Origin of the sequence: Streptomyces durhamensis (assembly GCF_000725475.1) — a bacterium.
Taxonomy (GTDB): domain Bacteria; phylum Actinomycetota; class Actinomycetes; order Streptomycetales; family Streptomycetaceae; genus Streptomyces; species Streptomyces filipinensis.
The window spans coordinates 45,589-67,460 of the sequence record NZ_JNXR01000021.1; the positions used below are offsets into that span (position 1 = coordinate 45,589).

5 protein-coding genes are annotated in these 21,872 nt (G+C 74.4%); all 5 read right to left on the bottom strand.

Annotated elements, in window-relative coordinates; genetic code table 11:
- Genes fabG through IO33_RS0129710 form a run of 5 tightly spaced genes read right to left on the bottom strand, consistent with a single transcriptional unit; the run spans position 1 to position 21,788 of the window.
- Positions 1 to 744: a 3-oxoacyl-ACP reductase FabG gene (fabG, locus tag IO33_RS0129690; protein ID WP_031170588.1), complete on the bottom strand. Its 744-nt coding sequence runs from the start codon at positions 742 to 744 to the stop codon at positions 1 to 3.
- Positions 741 to 6,461 carry a type I polyketide synthase gene (locus IO33_RS0129695; protein WP_245235917.1) on the bottom strand — a complete coding sequence of 1,907 codons (5,721 nt, stop codon included), beginning with the start codon at positions 6,459 to 6,461 and terminating at the stop codon, positions 741 to 743. Before IO33_RS0129695 ends, fabG begins: the two co-directional genes overlap by 4 nt.
- 5 nt (positions 6,462 to 6,466) lie before the next feature.
- Positions 6,467 to 9,796, bottom strand: coding sequence for a non-ribosomal peptide synthetase (locus tag IO33_RS0129700; protein ID WP_031170592.1), 3,330 nt, complete (start codon positions 9,794 to 9,796; stop codon positions 6,467 to 6,469).
- Positions 9,793 to 13,092, bottom strand: a complete 3,300-nt coding sequence (locus IO33_RS0129705) for a type I polyketide synthase (RefSeq protein WP_037686273.1) — start codon at positions 13,090 to 13,092, stop codon at positions 9,793 to 9,795. Before IO33_RS0129705 ends, IO33_RS0129700 begins: the two co-directional genes overlap by 4 nt.
- Positions 13,089 to 21,788, bottom strand: coding sequence for a type I polyketide synthase (locus tag IO33_RS0129710; protein ID WP_037686276.1), 8,700 nt, complete (start codon positions 21,786 to 21,788; stop codon positions 13,089 to 13,091). Before IO33_RS0129710 ends, IO33_RS0129705 begins: the two co-directional genes overlap by 4 nt.
- Between the last annotated feature and the right edge of the window lie 84 nt (positions 21,789 to 21,872).

Consider the following 21,872-nt stretch of genomic DNA (forward strand, 5'->3'; position numbering starts at 1 on the left):
TCAGACGGCCACACCGCCGTCGATCTGGAAAGTCGTGCCGGTGATGTACGCCGCCCTGTCCGAGAGCAGGAACGAGACCAGGTCGGCGACCTCGTCCGGCTCGCCGAACCGCCCCAGCGGGATGCGCTGCGTGAACCGCTCACGCACCTCGGCCGGCAGGTCCATGACCGGATCGGTGGCGACGAAACCGGGCACGACCACGTTCGCCCGGATCCCGTACCGGCCTACCTCACGGGCCAGGGACTTGGTGAACCCGACGATCCCGGCCTTGGACGCGGCGTAGTTGGTCTGCCCCGCGTTGCCGTACAGACCGGCGATGGAGGACATCGTCACGATCGCCCCGCTCCTGCGCTCGATCATGCCGTTGATGACGGTCCGGCACACGTAGTACGTGCCGTCGAGATTGACCCGCTGGACCTCGGCCCAGTCCTCGTCCTCCATCGCCGCCAGCGGACCGTCGCGCAGCACGGCGGCCGAGGTGACCACCGCCGCGACGGGCCCGAGGGCGTCCTCGACACCGTCGATGAGTTCCTGGACCGCGGCGCTGTCGCCGACATCGCTCCGGCGCACGTACGCGCGCCGGCCCAGCGCACCGATCTCCTCCTCCAGGCTGTGCGCGGCGGCCGCGTTCGAGGCGTAGCACACCGCCACGTCGAAGCCGTCTTGTGCCAGGCGCAGCGCCACCGCGCGGCCGATCCCGCGTGAGCCGCCCGCCACCAGCGCCACCGGCGCGAGCCCGCTCATGCCACGCCCTCCTGGTCCTGCGCCGCGAGCAGACGGCGCAGTTCCGCCTCCACCTCGTCGTCGGACAGGTCCGCGAGCGCGTCCGGGTCCGGCTGCGTATCGTCACGGCTGAGCACCTCGATGGTGTTCTCCGCATCCGCCGCCGCCCCCGGGCCCGCCTCCAGCAGCTGCGCGGTGTGCGCGACGGTGGGCCGCTCGAAGAAGGCCCGCAGGTCGAGCTCCACGCCCAGGCGGTTCTTCAGGCGGGTGCCGATCTGTACCGCGGCCAGCGAGTGGCCGCCCAGCGCGAAGAAGTCGTCCTGGGCACCGACCCGGTCCAGACCCAGGATCTCCTGCCAGACCTCGGCGACCTCCCGCTCGCGCTCCCCGCGCGGCGCGAGGTAGGGCGTGTCCAGCTCCGGGCGGGGATGACTGCCGGCCGGCGGCGCGAGCTGCTGCATCTCCCGCTCCAGCAGCGCGGGCGTCAGCGAGCGGGCCAGCTCGCGCACCGCCGTGAAGTCCCGGTGCGAGACCACGAGATGAGCGGGCAGGGCGGGGGCGGCGAGCAGCCGGGCGAAGACGTCCTGGCCCTGCTGCTCGGTGATCCCCTCGGCCAGGGTGCGCAGCACCCCGCCGGGACGCTCCTGCCCGGCGCCCGCCGCGTCCTGCGCGGGCGCCTGGGCGGCACGCACGATCTGCTCGCGCAGGCCCTCCAGGTCGTTGATCCGCTTGATGGTGAAGTCACCGATCCGGGCCAGCAGCCGGCCGTCCGGGTCGAGGATCTCGATGTCGCAGGTACTGGTCTCGCCCGCGGAGTCCGCCGCCCCCTTCACCTCGACATACGCGTGCACGGTGCCGGTCAGGCCGCCGAAGACACGCAGACTGCGGTAGCTGAAGGGCAGGTAGTACGTGTCGGGCGCGTGGACCCGGGCGGTGCCGCCGGCCGCGTCGAGCAGCGCCGGATGCAGCAGGTAGTGCTCCAGGTCGCCGTGGAACTCCTCGTCGAGCCGCAGCGTCGCCATCACCCGCTCAGGACCGACCAGGATCTCCCGCATGCACTTCCAGCGCGGCCCGAAGGAGAACTCGATCGGGCCGCCCTTCTCGAACCGGTCCAGACGCAGCCCGAGCTTGATCGACTCGTCCGTGTCGAGGACCTCCGTCACCGCGCAGCGGGCGCGCAGCTCGGCCAGATCCCGCACCGTTCGGGGCGCGGGATCGTGGAAGTCGACGGTGCCGCGCGCATGGTCGGTCCAGGTCACCGCCCCGCCCGTCCCGGCCCGGCTCTGCACGGCGAAGTGCCAGCGGCCCTCGCGCTCCTCGATGGTGGTGAACACCTCGCGGCTTTGCCCGTCGGGAACGACGACCGGGATCATGTACTGCACGTCACCGATCTCGATGTCCCGCCCGGCGGCCTGCTCGGCGACGGCGGCCCGCACCAGTTCGAGATAGGCGGTGCCCGGCACGAGGCCGTGCTCCTGGATGCGGTGATCGGCGACGATCCAGCTCTCCTCGGTACTGAACACCGTCGTGTACGTACGGGACGTGGGCGTGGAGCGCACCAGACGCCGCAGCAGCGGGTGCCCGGTGAGCGGGGTGCCGGCATCCAGGCCGAAGCGGGAGCCGAGCCCGGCCGCCATACCGACGTCGCGCCAGGTGTCCCAGCCCACGGCGGTGACCGGCAGCCCGCTCTCGCGGCGCTTGTACTGCGCCCACGCGTCCAGGAAGGCGTTGGCGGCGGCGTAGTCGCTCTGCCCGGGACCGCCCAGGACGGCGGTCACCGACGAGCACAGCAGCATGAAGTCCACATCGTCCGCGCCGCAGACCGCGTCCAGGACGAGCAGTCCGTGCGTCTTGGCGGCCAGGACCTGACCGGCGTCGGCCGGGGACTTGGTGACGATCATGCCCTGGGAGGGCACTCCGGCGGCGTGCACGACACCGTTGAGCCCGCCGCCCGCCGCCCGCAACTCGCCCACGGCGCGCCGCATCTGCTCCTCGTCGGTGACATCGGCCTGCAGCACCACGACGCGGGCGCCGAGCGAGCCCAGCCGCCGCAGCCGCCGGATCCGCACGCTGGTGGCGTCGGTGCCGTCATGGGCGGCGAGGTGGGCGTCCCACTCGGCGGGCGCCGGGAAACCTGAGCGGCCCAGCAGACCCAGGACCGGCCGCTCGGCCGTGGCCGCGATCTGCTCGGCGAGCGCGAGACCGATGCCGCCGAGACCGCCGGTGATGAGGTAGACGCCGCCGTCGCGCAGCCCGGTGCGCTCGCCGCCGGCGGCCGCATCGGCCCACTCCACCCGGTCGAAGCCGCGCACCCACCAGTGCCGCCCGCGCAGGGCGAGCTCGGCCCCGGTGTGCGCGGCGAGCGCAGCGAGCACGGCGCGGACCGCGTCCTCGGCCGGGGCGTTCATGTCCGTGCCCGTCACGTCCAGGACCCGGCAGGCGGTGTTGGAGGTCTCCTGCGGGATCACCGTGGCCGCGCCCAGCAGCAGCGCGTGCTCGGGCAGCAGCGGCTCCTCGCCGGTGACGTCGTACACGCCGCGGCACAGCACGTCGACGGTGACCGGGGCCGGCAGCCGCTGCGCGCCCAGCGCCTGGGCGAGGGCGATCAGGCTGTCGAAGCCGCCCCGGCGCGCGGCCTCCAGCCGCTCCCGGGCGGGCGTGCCGTCCGCGCTGTCCCCGGTGGTGCTCCACAGGTGCACGAAGCGGATGCGCCGCCCGTCCCCGGCCGCGGTGGGGGGCACGGCCAGGGACCGGACGAGCGCGCACAGATGGTCCCGGTCGGCGGGATCCAGGCTCCAGGAGTCCTCACCGCTGTGCTCCAGGGCGGTGCCCGCGCCGACCCGCACGACGCGGTCGCCGCCCGCCGCCAGCCGCGCGGCAAGGGTGTCCGCGAGGGGAAGCCCGGCACCGAGGACGACCCAGGTGTCCCCGCTGCCGGCGGCCGCGGCGGGCAGGGCGAGCCGCTGCCAGCCGGGAGTGTAGAACCAGCCGTCCGCGGTGGCGACGGCGGGCTGCGAGGCACTCGGCCGTGCGGCGGGCTCGACCCAGTAGCGGCGCCGCTGGAACGGGTAGCCGGGCAGCCGCACCGGGCGGTGCCGGCCCGGGCCCTGGACTGCCGTCCACTCGACGGCGACACCGGCGCTCCATGCCGCCCCGAGGCCCGCCAGCAGGTGGGCGTCGTCCGCGACGTGCTCGCCGGGGTGGCGCAGGGAACCGACGACCCTGCGGTGCGCCGTCCACCGAGCATGGGCGCGGGCGAAGTTGGCCAGGTTCTGGCCGGGGCCCACCTCCAGCAGGACGAGCCCGGGGTCGGCGAGCAGCACGTCGAGGGCGTCGCTGAACCGCACCGGCCGGCGCAGATGCGCGCCCCAGTACTCGGGGCTGGTCGCCTGCTCGGCGGTGATCCAGGTGCCGGTGACGTTCGACAGGAACGGGATCGCCGGGGGCCGCAGCGCGATGGTGCGGACCTCGTCGACGAACGGGCCGACGGCGCCGTCCATGTCGGGCGAGTGGAAAGCGTGCGAGGTGTGCAGACGGCGGCAGCCCACGCCCTCGTCCGTGAGCCGCTGCTGGAGGGCGTCGACGGCCTGCGGGGAGCCGGAGACCACGCTCAGCGCCGTGGAGTTGACGGCGGCCAGCGCCAGGCCGTCGCCGAGCCGGGCGGCGACCTCCTCCTCGGGCAGGAAGACGCTGAGCATGGCGCCGTGCGGCATCTGCTGGACCAGCCGGCCGCGTGCGGCGACCAGACGTACCGCGTCCTCCAGCGAGAACACGCCCGCCAGGCAGGCGGCCACGTACTCGCCGATGCTGTGGCCGACCATGGCGCGCGGCTGGACACCCCACGACTGCCACAGCCGGGCCAGGGCGAACTCCACGCAGAACAGCGCCGGTTGGGCGAGCCGGGTCTGCCGCAGCCGGTCGGCGGCCGCCGGGTCGTCCGCACCGAGCACCAGGGCGCGCAGGTCATCTGCCACATACGCGTCGAACAGCTGCGCGCAGCGGTCGAACTCGGCGGCGAAGACACCCCCTTGGGCGTACAGGTCGCGGGCCATGCCGGGATACTGGGCGCCCTGCCCGGGGAAGAGGAACGCGACCGGGGCGTCGCCGGTCGCGGCGGCCGGGGCCGGGGCCGGGCCCTGCGCCAGGCGGCGCAGCGCGGCGACGGCCTCGCCGGCGGTGCGGGCGACGACCGTGCCGCGGTGGTCGAAGGGGGCACGGCGCTGAGCCAGCGTGTGGGCGACGGCGTCAAGGCAGACGCCGTCGTCGGCTTCCAGATGGTCGGCCAGCAGCGCGGCCGCCTCGGCCAGCGCGGGCGCGGACTTCGCGGACAGCGGCAGCAGCCGGGCCGGGGCCCCGGCCCGGGCGCCGGCGGGTTCCTTCGGCTGCTCGGCGGGCGCCTCCTCCAGGATGACGTGGACGTTCGTGCCGCCGATCCCGAAGGAGCTGACGCCGGCCCGGCGCGGCTCGCCCTGGCGCGGCCAGGCGCGCAGTTCGGTGTTCACGTAGAACGGGCTGCTCTCCAGCTGCAGGCCGGGGTTGGGCCGCTCCCAGTGCAAGGTGGGCGGGATCGCCTCGTGCTTGAGGGCGAGCACCGCCTTGATCAGGCCGGTGACACCGGCGGCGGCGTCGAGGTGACCGACGTTGCTCTTGACCGAGCCGATCGCGCACGTGCCCCGGGCGTCGGTGCCCGCACGGTAGGCGCGGGTGAGCGCGGCGATCTCGATGGGATCCCCCAGCGGGGTGCCGGTGCCATGGGTCTCCACGAAGCCGACACTGGCCGGGTCGACGTCGGCCAGGGCCAGCGCCTCGGCGACGACGTCGGCCTGCCCGTCGACACTCGGCGCGGTGTAACCGGCCTTCAGGGAACCGTCGTTGTTGACCGCACTGGCCAGGACGACCGCATCCACGCTGTCGCCGTCGGCACGCGCGTCGGCGAGGCGGCGCAGGACGACGAGGCCGACCCCGTTGCCGGGCACGGTGCCCTCGGCGTCGGCGTCGAAGGCACGGCAGGTGCCCTCCGGGGACAGGATGCCGCCCGGCTCGTACTGGTAGCCGCCGCGCAGCGGCGAGCTCACCGACACACCCCCGGCCAGCGCGATGTCGCACTCGCCGTTGATCAGGCTCTGGCAGGCCAGGTGCACCGCGCTCAGCGACGTGGAGCAGGCCGTCTGGACGGTGACCGCCGGACCCGTCAGGTCCAGCTTGTACGCGGCGCGCGTGGCCAGGAAGTCCTTGTCGGAGGCCAGCATCACCTGGTACATGCCCGAGGAGTCCAGGACCTGCTGGTTGTTCATGAGGTTGAACAGCAGATACGTGTTCAGGCCCGCGCCCGCGAAGACACCGATGCGGCCGCTGAAGCGCGTCGGGTCGATTCCGGCGGACTCCAGGGCGTGCCAGGCGCATTCGAGGAAGACCCGGTGCTGGGGGTCCAACAGCTCGGCCTCGCGCGGGCTGTAGCCGAAGAAGCCCTCGTCGAACAGGTCCGCGCCCTCCAGCACGCCCTTGGCCCCGACGTAGTCGTCCCGGGCGATCAGGGCGGGGTCGACGCCGCAGGCGGCGAGTTCCTCGTCGGACGAGACGGTGATGCCCTCGCGTCCCTGCGCGAGGTTGGTCCAGAAGCTGTCCACATCGCCCGCGCCGGGGAAGCGGCCCGCCATCCCGATGATGGCGACGCGATCGAGGTCCTGGTCCTGTTCCGGCGCCTGGGCCCGGACCTGGTCGTGGTGTGGCTGTGACACGTGGATCACCTGTCTCCGCGAGAGGAAGCCCGGCGTTCGGCCGCCTGTTGCCGCCGGTTACGGGACTGACGTCGGTTCTGTGCGCGCTGCCGGGCGCCGTGCGCGGCGGCCCCGGGCCCGCTGTCCGAGCCGCCGAGGAAGGCGGCGAGGGACTCGATCGTGGGGTGCTGGAAGAGCTCGACCATGCTCAGGTCGTGGCCGAGCGCGGCGGCCAGCCGGGTCCGGAACTCGGCCATCAGCAGCGAATGCCCGCCCAGGTCGAAGAAGTTGTCCCGCAGCCCGACGCGCTCGACGCCCAGCAGGGCGCGCCACATGAGGGCGAGCTCCTGCTCCAGGCCGTCCTGGGGGGCGACGAAGCGGGTCGTCAGGTCGGGGCGGTCGTACTGCGGCTCGGGCAGCGCCTTGCGGTCGGTCTTGCCGCTGGGGGTCAGCGGCAGGGCGTCGAGCACCGTGAAGGAGGCCGGGATCATGTACTCGGGCAGGTGCTCGCGCAGGTGCGCGGCCAGCTGCCCGGCCGTGGGCGCTTTGCCGTCGGCGGCGGTGACGTAGGCGGCCAGGCGGACGTCCCCCAGGGAGTGCTCGCGGGCGATGACGACCGCTTCACGCACCGCCGGGTGCCGGCTCAGCACGGCCTCGATCTCCCCGAGTTCCAGGCGCTGGCCGCGAAGCTTGACCTGGTGGTCCAGGCGGCCGAGGAACTCCAGAACCCCGTCGGCGCGGTAGCGGGCGAGGTCACCGGTGCGGTAGATACGGGCCCCGGCGACGAACGGGTCGTCCGTGAAGCGCTCGGCGGTCAGCTCCGGGCGGTTCAGGTAGCCGCGGGCCAGATTCCGCCCGCCGATGCACAGTTCACCGGGGACACCGGCCGGGACGGGACGGCCGTTGCGGTCCAGGACGTACATACGGGTGTTGGCGATGGGCCGGCCGATGGGCACCGGCCGCGGATCGTCGCCCTGCGGGCGGCAGTGCCAGAAGGTGACGTCGATGGCGGCCTCGGTGGGCCCGTACAGGTTGTGCAGCTCGGCCCGGTGCAGGTCCAGGAAGCGGTCGTGCAGGTCGCGGGGCAGTTCCTCGCCGCTGCAAAAGACGCGGCGCAGACCGGCCGACTGCTCGGCCGGCTCGGCCAGGAACAGCTGCAGCATCGACGGCACGAAGTGGACCGTGGTGATCTGCTCGGCGGCGATCGCAGCGGCCAGGTAGGCGCTGTCGCGGTGCCCGCCGGGCCGCGCCATGACCAGCGTGGCGCCGCACATCAGCGGCCAGAAGAACTCCCACACCGACACGTCGAAGGAGAACGGCGTCTTCTGCAGCACCCGGTCGGTGGCATCCAGAGCGTAGGCGTCCTGCATCCACAACAACCGGTTGCGCAGGGCCGCGTGGACGTTCATCACGCCCTTGGGCCGGCCCGTCGAGCCGGAGGTGAAGATGACGTACGCCAGATCCTCGCCGTCCACGGCGACACCCGGATTCGTCGGACACTGCCCGGCCAGCTCCGCGGCCAGGTCCTCCAGCCGCAGGACGGGGCAGTCCAGTTCGGGCAGCGCGCCGGCCTGCGCACCATGGGTGAGTACCACGGCCGGCCGGGCGTCCTCGGCCATGGCGGCCAGCCGGGCGGGCGGCAGAGCGGTGTCGAAGGGGACGTACGCCCCGCCGGCCTTGAGGACGGCCAGGAGGGCGACGACGAGATCGAGCGAGCGTTCCATGGCGACACCGACCAGGCCGTCCGGGCCCACCCCGCGGGCACGCAGCAGGTGGGCGAGGCGGTTGGCCCGCTCGTTGAGCTCGGCATACGTCAGGCACACGCCGTCGTAGCGGACGGCCTCACCGCCCGGGGTGCGGCGCACCTGCTCCTCGATGATCTCGTGCACCAGGCCGCCGGGCCACTGCCGTTCGGTGGCGTTCCACTCCTCGACGATGCGCCGGTGCTCTGCCGCGTCCAGGAGGTCCAGGTCGCCCACGGGCGCCTCGGGACGCACCACGACCTGCTCGACCAGGCGGCGGAAGTGAGCGGCGAGGCGGACGATGGTGGCCTCGTCGAAGAGGTCACGGTCGTACTCGAACCAGCCGGTCACCCCGCCGTCGGTGTCGAACGCCTGCAGTTCCAGATCGAAGCGGGCGCCGACACTGCGCACCGGGAGCCGGGTCAGCCGGGCACCGGCCATGGCGAGGGTGGGCACCGGTTCCCTGCCGTAACTGAAACTGACCTGGTACACCGGCGGACGGCTGAGGTCACGGGCGGTGTTGAGGTCGGCGACGATCAGCTCGAAGGGGACGTCCTGGTGGGCGTACGCGCCCAGGCAGGCGTCGCGGACACGGGCCAGGACCGCCTCGAACCCCAGATCGCCGGACAGTTCGGCCCTGATGGGCAGGGTGTTGACGAAGTAGCCGATGAGCGGCTCGACCTCGGCGTGCCCGCGCAGCGCGGTGGGCACGCCGACGACGATGTCGTCCTGGCCGCTGTAGCGGTGGAGCAGGATCTGGAAGACGGCGAGCAGTGCCATGTACGGGGTGGCGCCGTGCCGGCCGGCCAGCGCCGCCAGCTCCCCGACCAGGGCGGGCGGCAGGTCGACGGGGACGGAGCCGCCGTTGAAGCCCTGCACGGGCGGACGGGGCCGGTCGGTGGGCAGGTCCAGGACGGCGGGGGCGCCGGCGAGGTGCTCGCGCCAGTACGCCAGGCCCTGCCGCCAGCCGCCGTCATCGAGCTGCTGGTGCTGCCAGGAGGCGAAGTCACCGTACTGGACCGCCAGTTCGGGCAGCGGTGAGGGCCGGCCGGCGGCGAAGGCCTCGTACAGCTCGGACAGTTCGTTCAGGAACACCGCGAGGGACCAGCGGTCGGAGACGAGGTGGTGCATCGCGACGACGAGCACGGACCGGTCGCGGCCGGTGCGCAGCAGCCGGACCCGCAGCAGCGGGCCGGTGGCGATGTCGAAGGGTTCGGCCAGGGCCTCGTCGATCCACCGCTTCCGGTCGGCGTCGGTGTGGTGCGGGCCGCTGAGATCGGTCTCGGGGACGTCGACGGCCACCTGCTGGTGGACGACCTGGACGGGGGTGCCCGCACGCGACTGGAACGTGGTGCGCAGCGCCTCGTGGCGGCGGACGATCTCGGCGACGGCGGCACGCAGCAGGCCGGTGTCGAGGGGGCCTTCGACGCGGACCGCGCCGGGCACGATGTAGCCGGGGTTGCGGGGCCGCAGCTGTTCGAGGAACCAGGTGCCGCGCTGCAGGACGGCCAGCGGGAAGGTGTCCTCGGCCGGGCGCTTTGCGAGCAGGGCCTCGAAACGGGCACGCTCTTCGGGCGTGAGCGCGGCCAGCCGCTGGGCGAGGTCGTCGGTCACGAGCCTTCCTCCGCTGTGGGCACGGATGCGACGGAACCGGTCAGTTCGTCCAGCAGGGCCTTGGCGGCATCGGCGGCCCGGGGCATCCGCTGGATCGCAGCGGGAGCCCCGGAGCCGTCGTGCACGGTGCCCGTCAAGGAGGGTCCGCCGGTCGCGGCCAGCTTCTTGACGATGCTCCTGGCGACGCTGGCGATGGTCGCGCCGCCCAGGAAGTCGGTGATCTGCAGGGTCAGGCCGAGCCGGCTCTGGATCTCGTTGCGCAACTCCACGGCCATGAGGGAGTCCAGCCCGAAGCCGGTCAGCGGCTCGTCCACGCCGATGCGGGTGGAGGCGGAGCCCAGGACGTCCTGCACGCTGAGCACGAACTGGGTGCACAGGGTGTCCAGGCGCTCGGACTCGCCCAGCTCCAGCAGCTCGGCGGCGGTGGGGATGCGGCTGGCACGGCGCCGGGTGCGCGAGGCACGGCGGGCGGAGCGGGCCGGCCGGGTGCGCGAGCCCGCCGCTTCGCCGGCCCCGGCGTCCGCGTCGTCGGCGACGGCCGGGGCGGTGCCGTCCCAAGGACGCGGGGGCTGCCAGCAGCGCACCGGGTCGAAGGGGTAGGTGGGCAGCGGCACGCCGACACGGGTGTAATCACGGTCGAAGCCGGCCCAGTCGACCGGCGCGCCGGCCGCGTACAGCGCGGCGACCGTGGGCAGCAGCACCTCCCAGTCGTCCTGCTTGGGCCGCAGGCTGGGCAGCAGCAGGTCGTCGTGGCCGGGCGGCAGACTGTCGCTGATCACCCCCAGCAGGGTGGGAGCGGGGCCCACCTCGACGAAGGTGCGGTAGCCCATGGAGCGCAGGGTCTGCACGCCGTCGGCGAACCGCACGGTGCCCCGCACGTGCCGGCACCAGTAGTCCGGGTCCGGCGCCTGGTCCCACGGCCACAGCTCACCGGTGACGTTGGAGACCAGGGGGATGCGCGGGGCACGGAAGGTCAGCTTGTGCGCGGCGCGGCGCAGCGGCTCCAGGACGGGGTCCATCAGGGGGGAGTGCCCGGCGGAGGCGATGTGCAGCTGCTTGGCCTTCACCCCGCGGGCGCTGAACGCGGCGCACACGGCCTCGACGGCGTCACGCTCACCGGAGATCGCGATGTTCGCCGGGCCGTTGACCGCGGCGACGGCGATCCGGCCGGGGTGCGCGGCGATCTCGGCGGCGACCTCCTCCTCGGAGGCGAAGACCGCGGCCATGGTCCCGGGCAGCGAGAACTCCTGGATGACACGGGCGCGTTCCACCGCGAAGGCCAGGCCGTCCTCCAGCGACATCGCGCCCGCCACACAGGCCGCGACGCACTCGCCGAAGCTGTGGCCGAGGACGGCCGCGGGCGTGATGCCCCACGAACGCCACAGCTGGGCCATCGCGTACTCGACGACGAAGGTGGCGGGCTGGGCGTAGGCGGTGTCGTTGACCTGCCCGTCGTCGGGGTCGTCGGGGAACAGCACGGACAGCAGCGGCCGCGGGAGCAGCGGGCGCAGGATCTCGGCGCACGCGTCGACGGCGCGCCGGAAGGTGGGCTGCGTGTCGTACAGGCCGCGGGCCATGCCGGGGCGCTGGGCGCCCTGGCCGGTGAACAGGAAGACGACCTCGGTGCTGTCGGCCTCGCCCTGCACCCGGCCGGGGCCGTCCTCACCGCGGGCGAAGGAGGCGAGCTGGGCGGCGACCTCCTGGCGGGTGGCGCCGACGGCGGCCAGCCGGTGGCGGAAGTGGGAACGCCCGGTGCCCGCCGCGTGGCACAGGTCCGCCAGCGAGGCGTCGTCGTCGCCGGCCAGCCGCTCGGCGTAGCGGCCGGCGAGGGCGGCCAGGGCGCTCTCGCTGCGGGCGGACAGCGCCAGGACGGAGGCGGGCCTGCGCTCGTCCGGGGCGGGCGGCGCGGGCAGGGAGGGGGCCTGCTCCACAATCAGGTGGACGTTGGTGCCGCTCAGCCCGAAGCTGCTCACCGCGGCCGTGCGGCGGCCGGGGCCCTGCGGCCACGGGGTGAGGCGGGTGGGCACCTGGAAGGTGGTGCCGTCGAAGGAGATGTTGGAGTTCAGCCGGGAGAAGTGCAGGTTCGGCGGGATCTGGGCGCGCTCCAGGCACAGTGCGGCCTTGATCAGACCGGCGATGCCGGCGGCCGCCTCCAGGTGACCGATGTTGGTCTTGACGGCGCCGAGGTAGACCGGCGAGCCGTGGCCGCGGCCGTAGACGTCGGCCAGGGCCTCGGCCTCGATGGGGTCGCCCAGGCGGGTGCCGGTGCCGTGCGTCTCGATGTAGCCGACCTGGTCGGCCTCCACCCCGGCGGCGGCCAGGGCGCGGCGGAACACATCGCGCTGGGCCGCGCCGTTGGGCGCGGTGATGCCGGCGCTGCGGCCGTCCTGGTTGACCGCGCCGCCGCGTACGACGGCCAGGACGCGGTCCTGGTCGCGCAGGGCGTCGGAGAGCCGCTTGAGGACGACGACGCCGCAGCCCTCGCCGCGCACGTAGCCGTCGGCGCTGTCGGAGAACGTCATGGCGCGGCCCTGCCGGGAGACCGAGCCGAACTGCGACTGGGAGATCATCAGCAGCGGCGACAGCACCACGTTGACGCCGCCGGCCAGCGCCATGTCGCACTCTCCCAGGCGCAGGCTCTGGCACGCCTGGTGGACGGCCAGCAGCGAGGCGGAGCAGGCGCTGTCGACGGTGAGGTTGGGGCCGCGCAGATCGAGGAGGTAGGCGATGCGGGCCGGTATGAAGGACTGGGCGGCGCCGGAACTGGTGTAGGCGCTGACGTCGTCGGGGTGGCGCAGTTGGGCGGTGATGTAGTCCCAGGAGGCGGCGCCCATGAACACACCGGTGCGGCTGCCCGCCAGGCTTGAGGGGGCCTGGCCGGCGTTCTCCAGCGCCTCCCAGCACACCGTCAGGCTCAGCCGCTGGGCCGGGTCCATCGCCACGGCCTCGCGCTGGGAGATCCCGAAGAAGTCGTGGTCGAACAGCTCCAGGTCGTCGAGGAACGCGCCGGAGCGGGTGTAGATCTTCCCCGGCTTGCCGGCCTCCTCGTCGTAGAACGCCTCGTGGTCCCACCGTCCGCGGGGGATGTCGCCCACGGCGTCGGTGCCCTCGGCCAGCAGCCGCCAGTAGGAGGCGGTGTCGGTGACGCCGCCGGGCAGCCGGCAGCCGGCACCCACGATGGCGATGGGTTCGCTGCGGGCCCGCTCGTACTCCTCGACCTGGCGCTGGAGGCGGTCCATCGTCAGGTAGGCGCGTTTGAGCGTGTCGGCCGCTACCAGATCCTGTCCCGGTGTCATCGCTGGTCCCCCTCGTCGATCTGTGTGGTCTTGGCCATCAGGAGTGCCTCGAGTTGCGCGGCGGACATCGCGTCGAGGTCCGGCGGGCCGTCCGCGGCGGGCGGGCCCGCACCGTCGCGGGGGGCCGGCGCCGGCACCGTCACAGCGGGCGCGGCGGGTGTGCCGGCCCGGTCGCCGTCCGCCGCCTGGCCGGGCTCCAGCTCGATCTCCATGCGGTCGGCCAGGTACGGCACCAGGGCGTCGACGGTCGGGAAGCGCCAGGTGACGGTGGAGGGCAGCTGGATGTGCAGCGAGGACTCCAGGGACTTGCGCAGCTCCAGGGAGAGCAGCGAGTCGAAGCCCATGCTGCTGAGAGGGGCGCTGGTGTCGATCCTGGCGGGGTCCGTGCCCAAAAGGCCGGCGGCGGCCGCCCGGCAGTGCTCGCTCAGCACGGCCCTGCGGCGGCGGCCGGGTTCGACCGCGAGCATCAGCCGGCGTACCTCCTGGCGTGCTCCCGCCCCGCTCCCGGTGTCCTCGCCGGGCTCGTCGAGGAGGGTGCGCAGCAGGCCGTGGCCGGGGTGGTCGCGGAGCGTGTCGCGGTCCACCGGCAGCACGCACACCTGGGTGGCGCCCCCGCTCAGGATCCGGTCGAGGGCGGCGATGCCCTGCTCGGGGCTGATGCTCTGGATGCCGCGGGCGGCCAGGGTGGCGCCGCGGCCCGGGCGGGCGGCGAGGCCGATCTGCGACCAGGGACCCCAGTTGATGCTCAGCGCGGGCAGGCCGCACGAGCGCCGGTGGTGGGCCAGGGTGTCGAGGAAGGCGCTCGCGGCGGCGTAGTTGCCCTGGCTGGCCGAGCCGAGGACGGCGGCGGCCGAGGAGTACAGGACGAAGAAGTCCAGCTCGCGTTCGAGGGTGGCCTGGTGCAGGTGCCAGGCCGCGGCCGACTTGGGGCCCGCGACGCTGCGGAACCTGTCCCCGTCGAGGCCGGTGAGCAGGCCGTCGTCGAGGATGCCCGCGGCGTGCACGATCCCCGCCAGCGGCGGCAGGCCGTCGTCGATGCGGGCCAGCAGCTCCCGGACGGCGTCCGGTTCGGACACGTCGGCGGCGACGACCAGCACCTGGGCCCGCGTGCGCAGTTCGGCGAGGACGTCTTCGGCGTCCGCGCCGGGGGCGGCGCGGCCGACCAGGACCAGGTGGCGGGCGCCGCGTTCGGCGAGGTAGCGGGCGGTCTGCAGGCCGAGCGCACCGAGACCGCCGGTGATCAGGTAGGTGCCGAAGGGGCGTACCGGAGCGGCGCCCGCCGCGGTGGTGACGACTTCGCCGGCGGCCGGCACCAGCACGAGCTTGCCGGTGTGGCGGGCCTTGGCCATCGCGGTGAACGCGGCGGGGGCGTCACCGAAGGAGTGGACGGTGACGGGCAGCGCGGTGAAGTCGCCGCGGTCGAAGCCCTGGACGACGTCGGCGAACAGCTCGGCGATCCGTTCGGGTTCCTCGCGGATGGTGCGTTCCAGGTCCACGGCGAGGAAGGCGCGGTTGTCCTTGAAGAACTCCAGACCGATGTGGCTGTTGTCGTAGATGTCGCGCTTGCCGATCTCCACGAAACGCCCGCCGGGCGCGAGCAGCCCCAGGGAACGCACCAGCGTCTCGCCGGAGGCGGAGTTGAGGACCACGTCGACGCCGCGGCCGCCGGTGAGCGCCATGATCTCGTCGGCGAAGTCGAGGGTGCGCGAGTCCATGACGTGCTCGACGCCCAGGCCGCGCAGCAGCTCGCGTTTGGCGGGGGTGCCGGCGGTGGCGTACACCCGGGCGCCGCGGCGGCGGGCGACCTGCAGCGCGGCGAGGCCGACACCGCCGGTCGCGGAGTGGATGAGCACGCTCTCGCCCGCCCGCAGGCGGCCCAGCTGCTCCAGGCCGTGCACGGCGGTCAGGAACGCGATGGGCACGGCGGCGGCCTGCTCGTCGTCCAGGGACGGCGGGGCCGGGGCCACCAGGTCCTCGTCCAGGGTGATGAAGGCCGCCATGCTGCCGGGTCCGGCGGCGATGACCCGGTCGCCGACCCGGTGCCCGCCGACGCCCTCGCCCACGGCGGTGATCCGGCCGGCGCACTCGGCGCCGAGCGGCACGACGCCTTCGGCGCCGGGGTAGGAGTCGAGAGCCTTGAGGACGTCGCTGAAGTTCAGGCCCGCGGCGCTGACCTCGATCTCGACCTGGCCGGGACCCGGCGCGGTGCGCTGCCACCAGGTCGGGCGGAGGCTGGCCAGGCTGCCCGGGCGGGCGGCCAGCAGCTGGTGGTTGCCGTCACGCGCGGCGTCGAAGGGCCAGGCGGGCCGGTGGTCCTCGGCCGTGCGGCCGGCGGGTGTCCAGGGCTCCAGCGCGGGAGTCAGCCGCGCACCGGCCCGCAGGGCGACCTGGTCGTCGTCGCCGGGGCGCAGCACTTCGGCGAGCAGCTGGGCACTCTCGGCCGGCGGGCGGGCCGGGTCCAGGTCGACGACGGTGGTCCGCAGCTCGGTGTGTTCCAGCCCGATCACCCGGGCCAGACCCCACAGCGGCGCCTGCGCGACGGCCAGTTCGTCGCCGTCCACGACGCGCTGGGCACCGCGGGTGAGCAGGACCAGGCGGGGCGCGGGGTCCTGCCCGGCGCGGGCGAGTTCCTGCACGAGGTGGAGCACCGGCAGGCAGACGGCGTCGTGGGCGGCGGACAGCTGCCGGGCGCCGCCCTCCTCCTCGCCGAGGCCGGCGTCCAGCGGCCAGGCGTGGACGATCCCGTCCGGGCGGACGCCCGCGGCGGCCAGGTCGGCCAGCAGCGCGGCGACGTCCTCGCGCTCGGCGCCGAGTTCGTAGTGCGCCGCGTCGACCTTGCGGTAGGCGGCACCGGCGGTGACGGTCAGGCAGGTGGCGCCGCGCGAGCGCAGGGCGCTGCCCAGGCCGGCGGCGGCGGTGCCGGTGTCGGCGAACAGCAGCCAGGTGCCGGGCGGCCCCTGCGGGGCGGGGGAGTCGGCGGCGGGGCGCCAGGCGATCTCGAGCAGCGCCTCGCCGAGCGGGTCGGCGGCCTCGGCGCGGTCCAGGCGCCGCAGGGTGATGCCGCTGACCTCGCCCACGGCGCCGCCCGCCTCGTCGTACAGGACGACACGGGCGCCGGTGATCGTCTCGGCGCCGGGCTGCGGCGCGGTGACGGCGGCGTGCGCCCAGCGGGGTTCGCCGCCGTCGGCGAAGAGGGTGAAGGCGCCGACGGCCACCGGCAGGTACGTGCCCTCCAAGGGCGTCTCCTGCGCGTCGAGGGCTGCGCTGAGGACCTGCAGGGCGCTGTCGAGCACGGCCGGGTGCACCAGGTGCTCGCCGCGGTCGGCGCTCAGCGCGGTCCGCTCGCGCAGCCGGGCGACGGCCTCGGCCCGGCCCCGCCACAGCTCCTCGATGCCCTGGAACGCGGGCCCGTAGGCCAGCCCGGTGCGGCGCAGCGCGGCGTAGTGGTCCGCGGCCGCGGCGGCGGTGGTGCAGCGCGCCCGTACGGCACCGAGCGGTTCGGCGCCGGCCCGGGAGGGGGCGCGGCCGAAGCTTGCCCGCGCGGCCTCGCTCCACTGCGCGTCGGCGCCGGCGCGGGTGAACAGCCGCACCGTGCCGGTGTCGGCGGTGCCGGGCTGCAGGACGAGCTGCAGTGTGGTGTCGTCGGCCTGCTCGGGTACCACGGTGAGCCGGGTGAAGGCGACGTCGGCCAGGGCGGCGCCGCCACCGAGGTGCGCGCGGGCCGCGGCCAGTGCGGCGTCCAGCACCAGGGCGGCGGGCAGGACGGGGCTGCCCCCCACCTGGTGATCGGTCAGGTAGGGGAACTCGGCGAGGCCGACGGGCGCCGACCAGTGCACGGCGTGCGGCGGCAGCGCCGACGCGGTCCGCTCGCGCAGGACCGGGTGGCCCCGGTGCGCGGCCCGGCGCCCCGGCCGCTGCTCGTGCCAGCTGCGGGTGCGCTGCCAGGGGTAGGTGGGCAGGTCGGCCATGGGGCCGGCGGGGCCGTGGACGCGGGTGAAGTCGATCGGGTGGCCGCTGCTGTAGAGGCGGCCGAGTTCGGCGAGCACGGTGGCGCGGCCCGGCTGGTCCCGGCGCAGCGAGGAGACGGCGATGGCGCCGTCGTAGGACGACAGGCGCTCGGTGACGGCGTCGGTGAGCATCGGGTGCGGCGAGATTTCGACGAACGCGTTGTGCCCGGTGTCGGCGAGCGCGGTGACGGCGGTGTCGAACAGCACCGGCCGGGTGAGGTTGGACGCCCAGTACGCGGCGTCCAGGCGGTCTCCGGCAACCGGCTCGCCGGTGCCGGTGGAGATCATCGCGATGGCGCCGGCGCGGGGCCGCAGGGGGGCCAGCTGGCGCCGCAGTTCGGCGGCGACGGGCTCCATCAGGGGGCAGTGGGAGGCGAACTCGACGGACTCCAGGATCTTGCAGTAGAGGCCGTCGTCGGCCAGGGACTTGGCGAACTTCTCCAGGGCGGGGCCCTCGCCGGAGAAGACGGTGGAGTGCGGGCTGTTGGCGGCGGCGACCCACACCGGTCCCGGTTCGCGTTCGGCCAGCAGGGCGTGGGCCTGGTCCAGGCCGACGCCCGCGACGGCCATCCGGCCCTTGCCGGTGGCGGCGTGCAGGACGGTGCCGCGGTGCAGGGCGATCAGCAGGGCGTCCTCCAGGGAGACCGCACCGGCGACGTGGGCGGCGGCGATCTCGCCGACGCTGTGCCCGACGACGGCGGCGGGTTCGATGCCCCAGGAGCGCCACAGCCCGGCCAGCGCGATCTGGACGGCGGTCAGGGCGGGCTGGCCGACGGCGGTGTCGAGCAGCCGGGAGCGGGCGGGGTCGGCCGTGAGCTGGTCGAGCAGCGACCAGTCGGTGTGGCGGCGCAGCAGGGCGTCGGCCCGCTCCAGGACGGCGCGCACGGCCTTCTCCCCGGCGAGGTCACCGATGAGCAGGTCGGCGGCCAGCGGCCACCAGCGCGGCCCCTGGCCGGAGAAGACGAACACCGCCCTGGCCTGCCGGCCGGCCCGGCGCACACCGCAGCTGAGGCCGGTGGTGTCCTCGCCGCGGCCGAACGCGGCGAGCGCGCCGCGCAGTTCGGCGGCCGAGCCGCCGACGCAGGCCAGCCGGTGCTCGTGGTGGGTGCGCCGGACGGCGGCGGCGCAGGCGAAGGCGGCGACGGGCGTGGTGTCGGTGAGCTTGTCCGCGTAGCGGACGGCCAGGTCGCGCAGCGCCTGCTCGTCGCGGGCGGAGACGGTCAGCAGCACGGCGCCCTCGGACACGGTGGGGGTGCCGGCGGCCGGCGGCGGCTCCGCCACCACCAGGTGGGCGTTGGTGCCGCCGAAACCGAAGGAGCTGACGCCCGCGAGGGCCGGGGCGGGGGTGGGCCACGGCTGGAGGGTGTCGGCGACCCGCAGCGGCAGGTCGTCGAAGGGGATGTGCGGGTTGGGGGAGCGGTAGTGCAGGGTCGGCGGCACCATCCGGTGGCGGACCATGAGGGCGGCCTTGATCAGACCGCCGATGCCCGCGGCGGCCTCCATGTGACCGAGGTTGGACTTGACCGAGCCGATCAGGCAGGGCCGGTCGGGGGAGCGGCCGTCACCGAGGACCGCGCCGAGCGCCTTGGCCTCGATGGGGTCGCCGAGGATGGTGCCGGTGCCGTGGGCCTCCACGTAGCCGATGTCGGCGGGGCGCACCCCGGCCTTGGCATGGGCGGCGCGCACCACCGCCTCCTGGGCCTTCGGGTTGGGCGCCATCAGCCCGTTGCTCGCGCCGTCCTGGCCCACCGCGCCGCCGCGGATCACGGCGTGCACGGGGTCGCCGTCGGCCAGGGCCCGGCTGAGCGGCTTGAGGATCACCACGCCGGCGCCCTCGGAGCGCACGTAGCCGTCGGCGCGGGCGTCGAACGGCTTGCAGCGGCCGTCGGCGGACATCACCCCGGCCTTGCTGAAGTTGATGGCGAAGGCCGGGGACAGCACCAGGTTGACGCCGCCGGCGACGGCCAGGTCGCACTCGCCCCGCTCCAGGCTCGCGCACGCCTGCAGCACCGCCACCAGCGAGGAGGAGCAGGCGGAGTCGACGGCCATGCTCGGGCCGCGCAGGTCCAGCAGGTAGGAGAGGCGGTTCGCGGCGATGCTCAGCGCGCTGCCGGTGCCGGTGTAGGCGTCGATGGCGTCGAGGTCGCCCAACTGGCCGGTGGCGTAGTCGAAGGTGGAGATGCCGACGAACACACCGGTCTGCGAGCCGGACAGCGACCCGGTGGGCACGCCCGCGTTCTCCAGGGCCTCGAAGCAGACCTCGGCGAGCAGCCGCTGCTGGGGGTCCATCCGGGCGGCTTCCGCCTGCGAGATGCCGAAGAAGCCCGAGTCGAAGCGGTCGACGCCGTCGACGAAACCGCCCCAGCGGCTGTTGGTGCGGCCCGCGGCCGCGGGGTCCTCGTCGGTGAACTCCTCGGTGCTCCACCGCTCGGCGGGCACCTCGGTGACCGCGTCGCGGCCTTCGCTCAGCAGCTGCCAGAAGCTGTCGGGGCCGTCGACGCCGCCGGGGAAGCGGCAGCCGATGCCGATGACGGCGATCGGCTCGTTTGCGCCGGGCACGTCCGCGGCTGCGGGAGCCGCGGCGGGCGCCGGGGCCGTCAGGGTGGTGGCGGGCTCGTCGGCGGCCGTGGGCGCGGCGGGGCCGGCGGACGCCTGGGCCAGGTGGCCGGCGAGCTTGGCGGCGGTGGGGTACTCCCAGACGATGCCGGGGGCGAGCGGGATGCCGAGGCGGCCCTCCAGGTCACCGACCAGCGCGACCAGCTCCACCGACCGCAGCCCGTACCCGGCGAACGGCAGCTGCGGGTCGATGGTGTCGATGTGCCGCCCGGTCGCGGCGGCCAGCGCCTCGCGCAGCCACCGCTCGATCGTCGAGGCGTCCGGTGCGTCAGGCCGCGCCACGGCCTTTGGTACGCGCCGCGCCGCGGGCGCCTGCTGCGGCGCCGGGCCGGCCTGCGCCTCGTCCGCCCGCCACAGCGCCAGCGGTTCGAAGGTGCCGTCGAGGACGGCGCTGATGCAGGCGGCGCGCTGGAGCTTGCCGCTGGAGGTCTTCGGCACCGTCCCGGTGCGGGCCAGGGCGATGATGTACGCCTGCAGGCCGTGCTCGCGGGCCACCGCGGCGCGTATCGCGTCGATGACGTGGGCGCGGTCCTCGGGCGAGCGGCTGCCGCGGTACTCCTGGACGACGATGAGCCGTTCCTCGCCGTCGATCTCGCGGGCGCCGGCCACCCCGCAGCCCTGGCGCAGGCCCGGGGCGGCGCTCTCGACGGTGCGCTCGATGTCCTGCGGGTAGTGGTTGCGGCCGGCGACGATGACGACGTCCTTGATACGGCCGGTGACGTAGAGCTGCTCCCCGTCGGCGAACCCGAGGTCACCGGTACGAAGGAACGTTCCTTCCCCGGTGTCGAGGCGGGCCCGGAAGGTCTCCTCGGTGGCCTCGGGGCGGCGCCAGTAGCCGTGCGCGACGCTCGGCCCCGACACCCATATCTCGCCGACCCGGCCGTCGGGCAGCGCGGCGCGGGTGTGCGGGTCCACGATGACCACACGCTGGTCGTCGAGGGAGACGCCGCAGCTGGGCAGGTTGCGCGCCGCTTCGCCGGGGGCCGCGTCCTCGGCGGCACCCGTCAGGAGCGCCGCGGGCCGCAGGTCGCGGTGGACGGGCTCGGCGGCCGGGTCCCCGGTGGAGACCACCAAGGTGGCCTCGGCCAGACCGTAGGACGGGGCGTGGGTGGCGGGCCTGAAGCCGCACTCGGCGAAGGTGCGCGAGAAGCGCTCCATGGTCTGCCTGCGCACCGGCTCCGCGCCGTTGAGGGCGACGCGCCAGGTGCTCAGGTCCAGGCCCTGCCGGTCCTGTTCGGTGACCTTGGCCACCGCGAGGTCGTAGGCGAAGTTCGGGGCGGGGCTCGCGGTGGCGCCGGTGTCGGAGATCGCGCGCAGCCAGCGCAGCGGCCGCTTCAGGAACGAGTACGGCGACATGAAGGTCACCGGGTACCCGCCGTGGGCGGGGGTGAGCAGGCCCATGATCAGGCCCAGGTCGTGGAAGGGCGGCAGCCAGCTCACCATGTGCTGGTGCGGGTCGCCGGCGAAGAACTGCCGGTTCATCTCCGAGATGTTGTGCATCAGGTTGCCGTGGCTGACCATCACGCCCTTGGGGCTGCTGGTGGAGCCGGAGGTGTACTGCAAGAACGCGAGGCTGTCGCGGTCCGTGCCGGGCTCGCGCCAGTTGCCGGCGGCGGCGGTGTCGAGGTCGTCGACGGCGATCCAGACGATGTCCCGCAGCGCCGGGGCGTGCTCGGCGAAGCGGTCGACGAGGGCGATCGTCGCGGCGGGCGCGAGGACCACGGCGGGCTCGGCGTCCTCGACGATGGCGGTCAGCCGCGGCAGCGTGCGCATCGGGAACGCCGGGTCCGGCGGGTAGACCGGCACGGCGACGACGTCGGCGTACAGGCAGGCGAAGAACGAGGTGACGTAGTCCAGTCCGGCCGGGCACATGATCAGGGCCCGCTCCCCGGCGGGGAAGCGCTCCTGCAGCACCGCGGCGATCGTGCGGGCCCGCAGGTCCAGCTCGGCGTTGCCCAGGGGCTGCGGCTCACCCTCGCCGTCCACGAGGAACCGGAAGATCTGCTCCTGCGAGTGCTCGCCGAAGACCGTGCGGAAATGGTCGACAAGCGATCGTGCGTCCCGGCCCGGCATCCGACCGTCCTCTCCGTATCGAACGTGCGTGAACTCATGTCGAAGACGCGGATCGTGCCGCGCTTTCCTGCTGATTACTTCGTG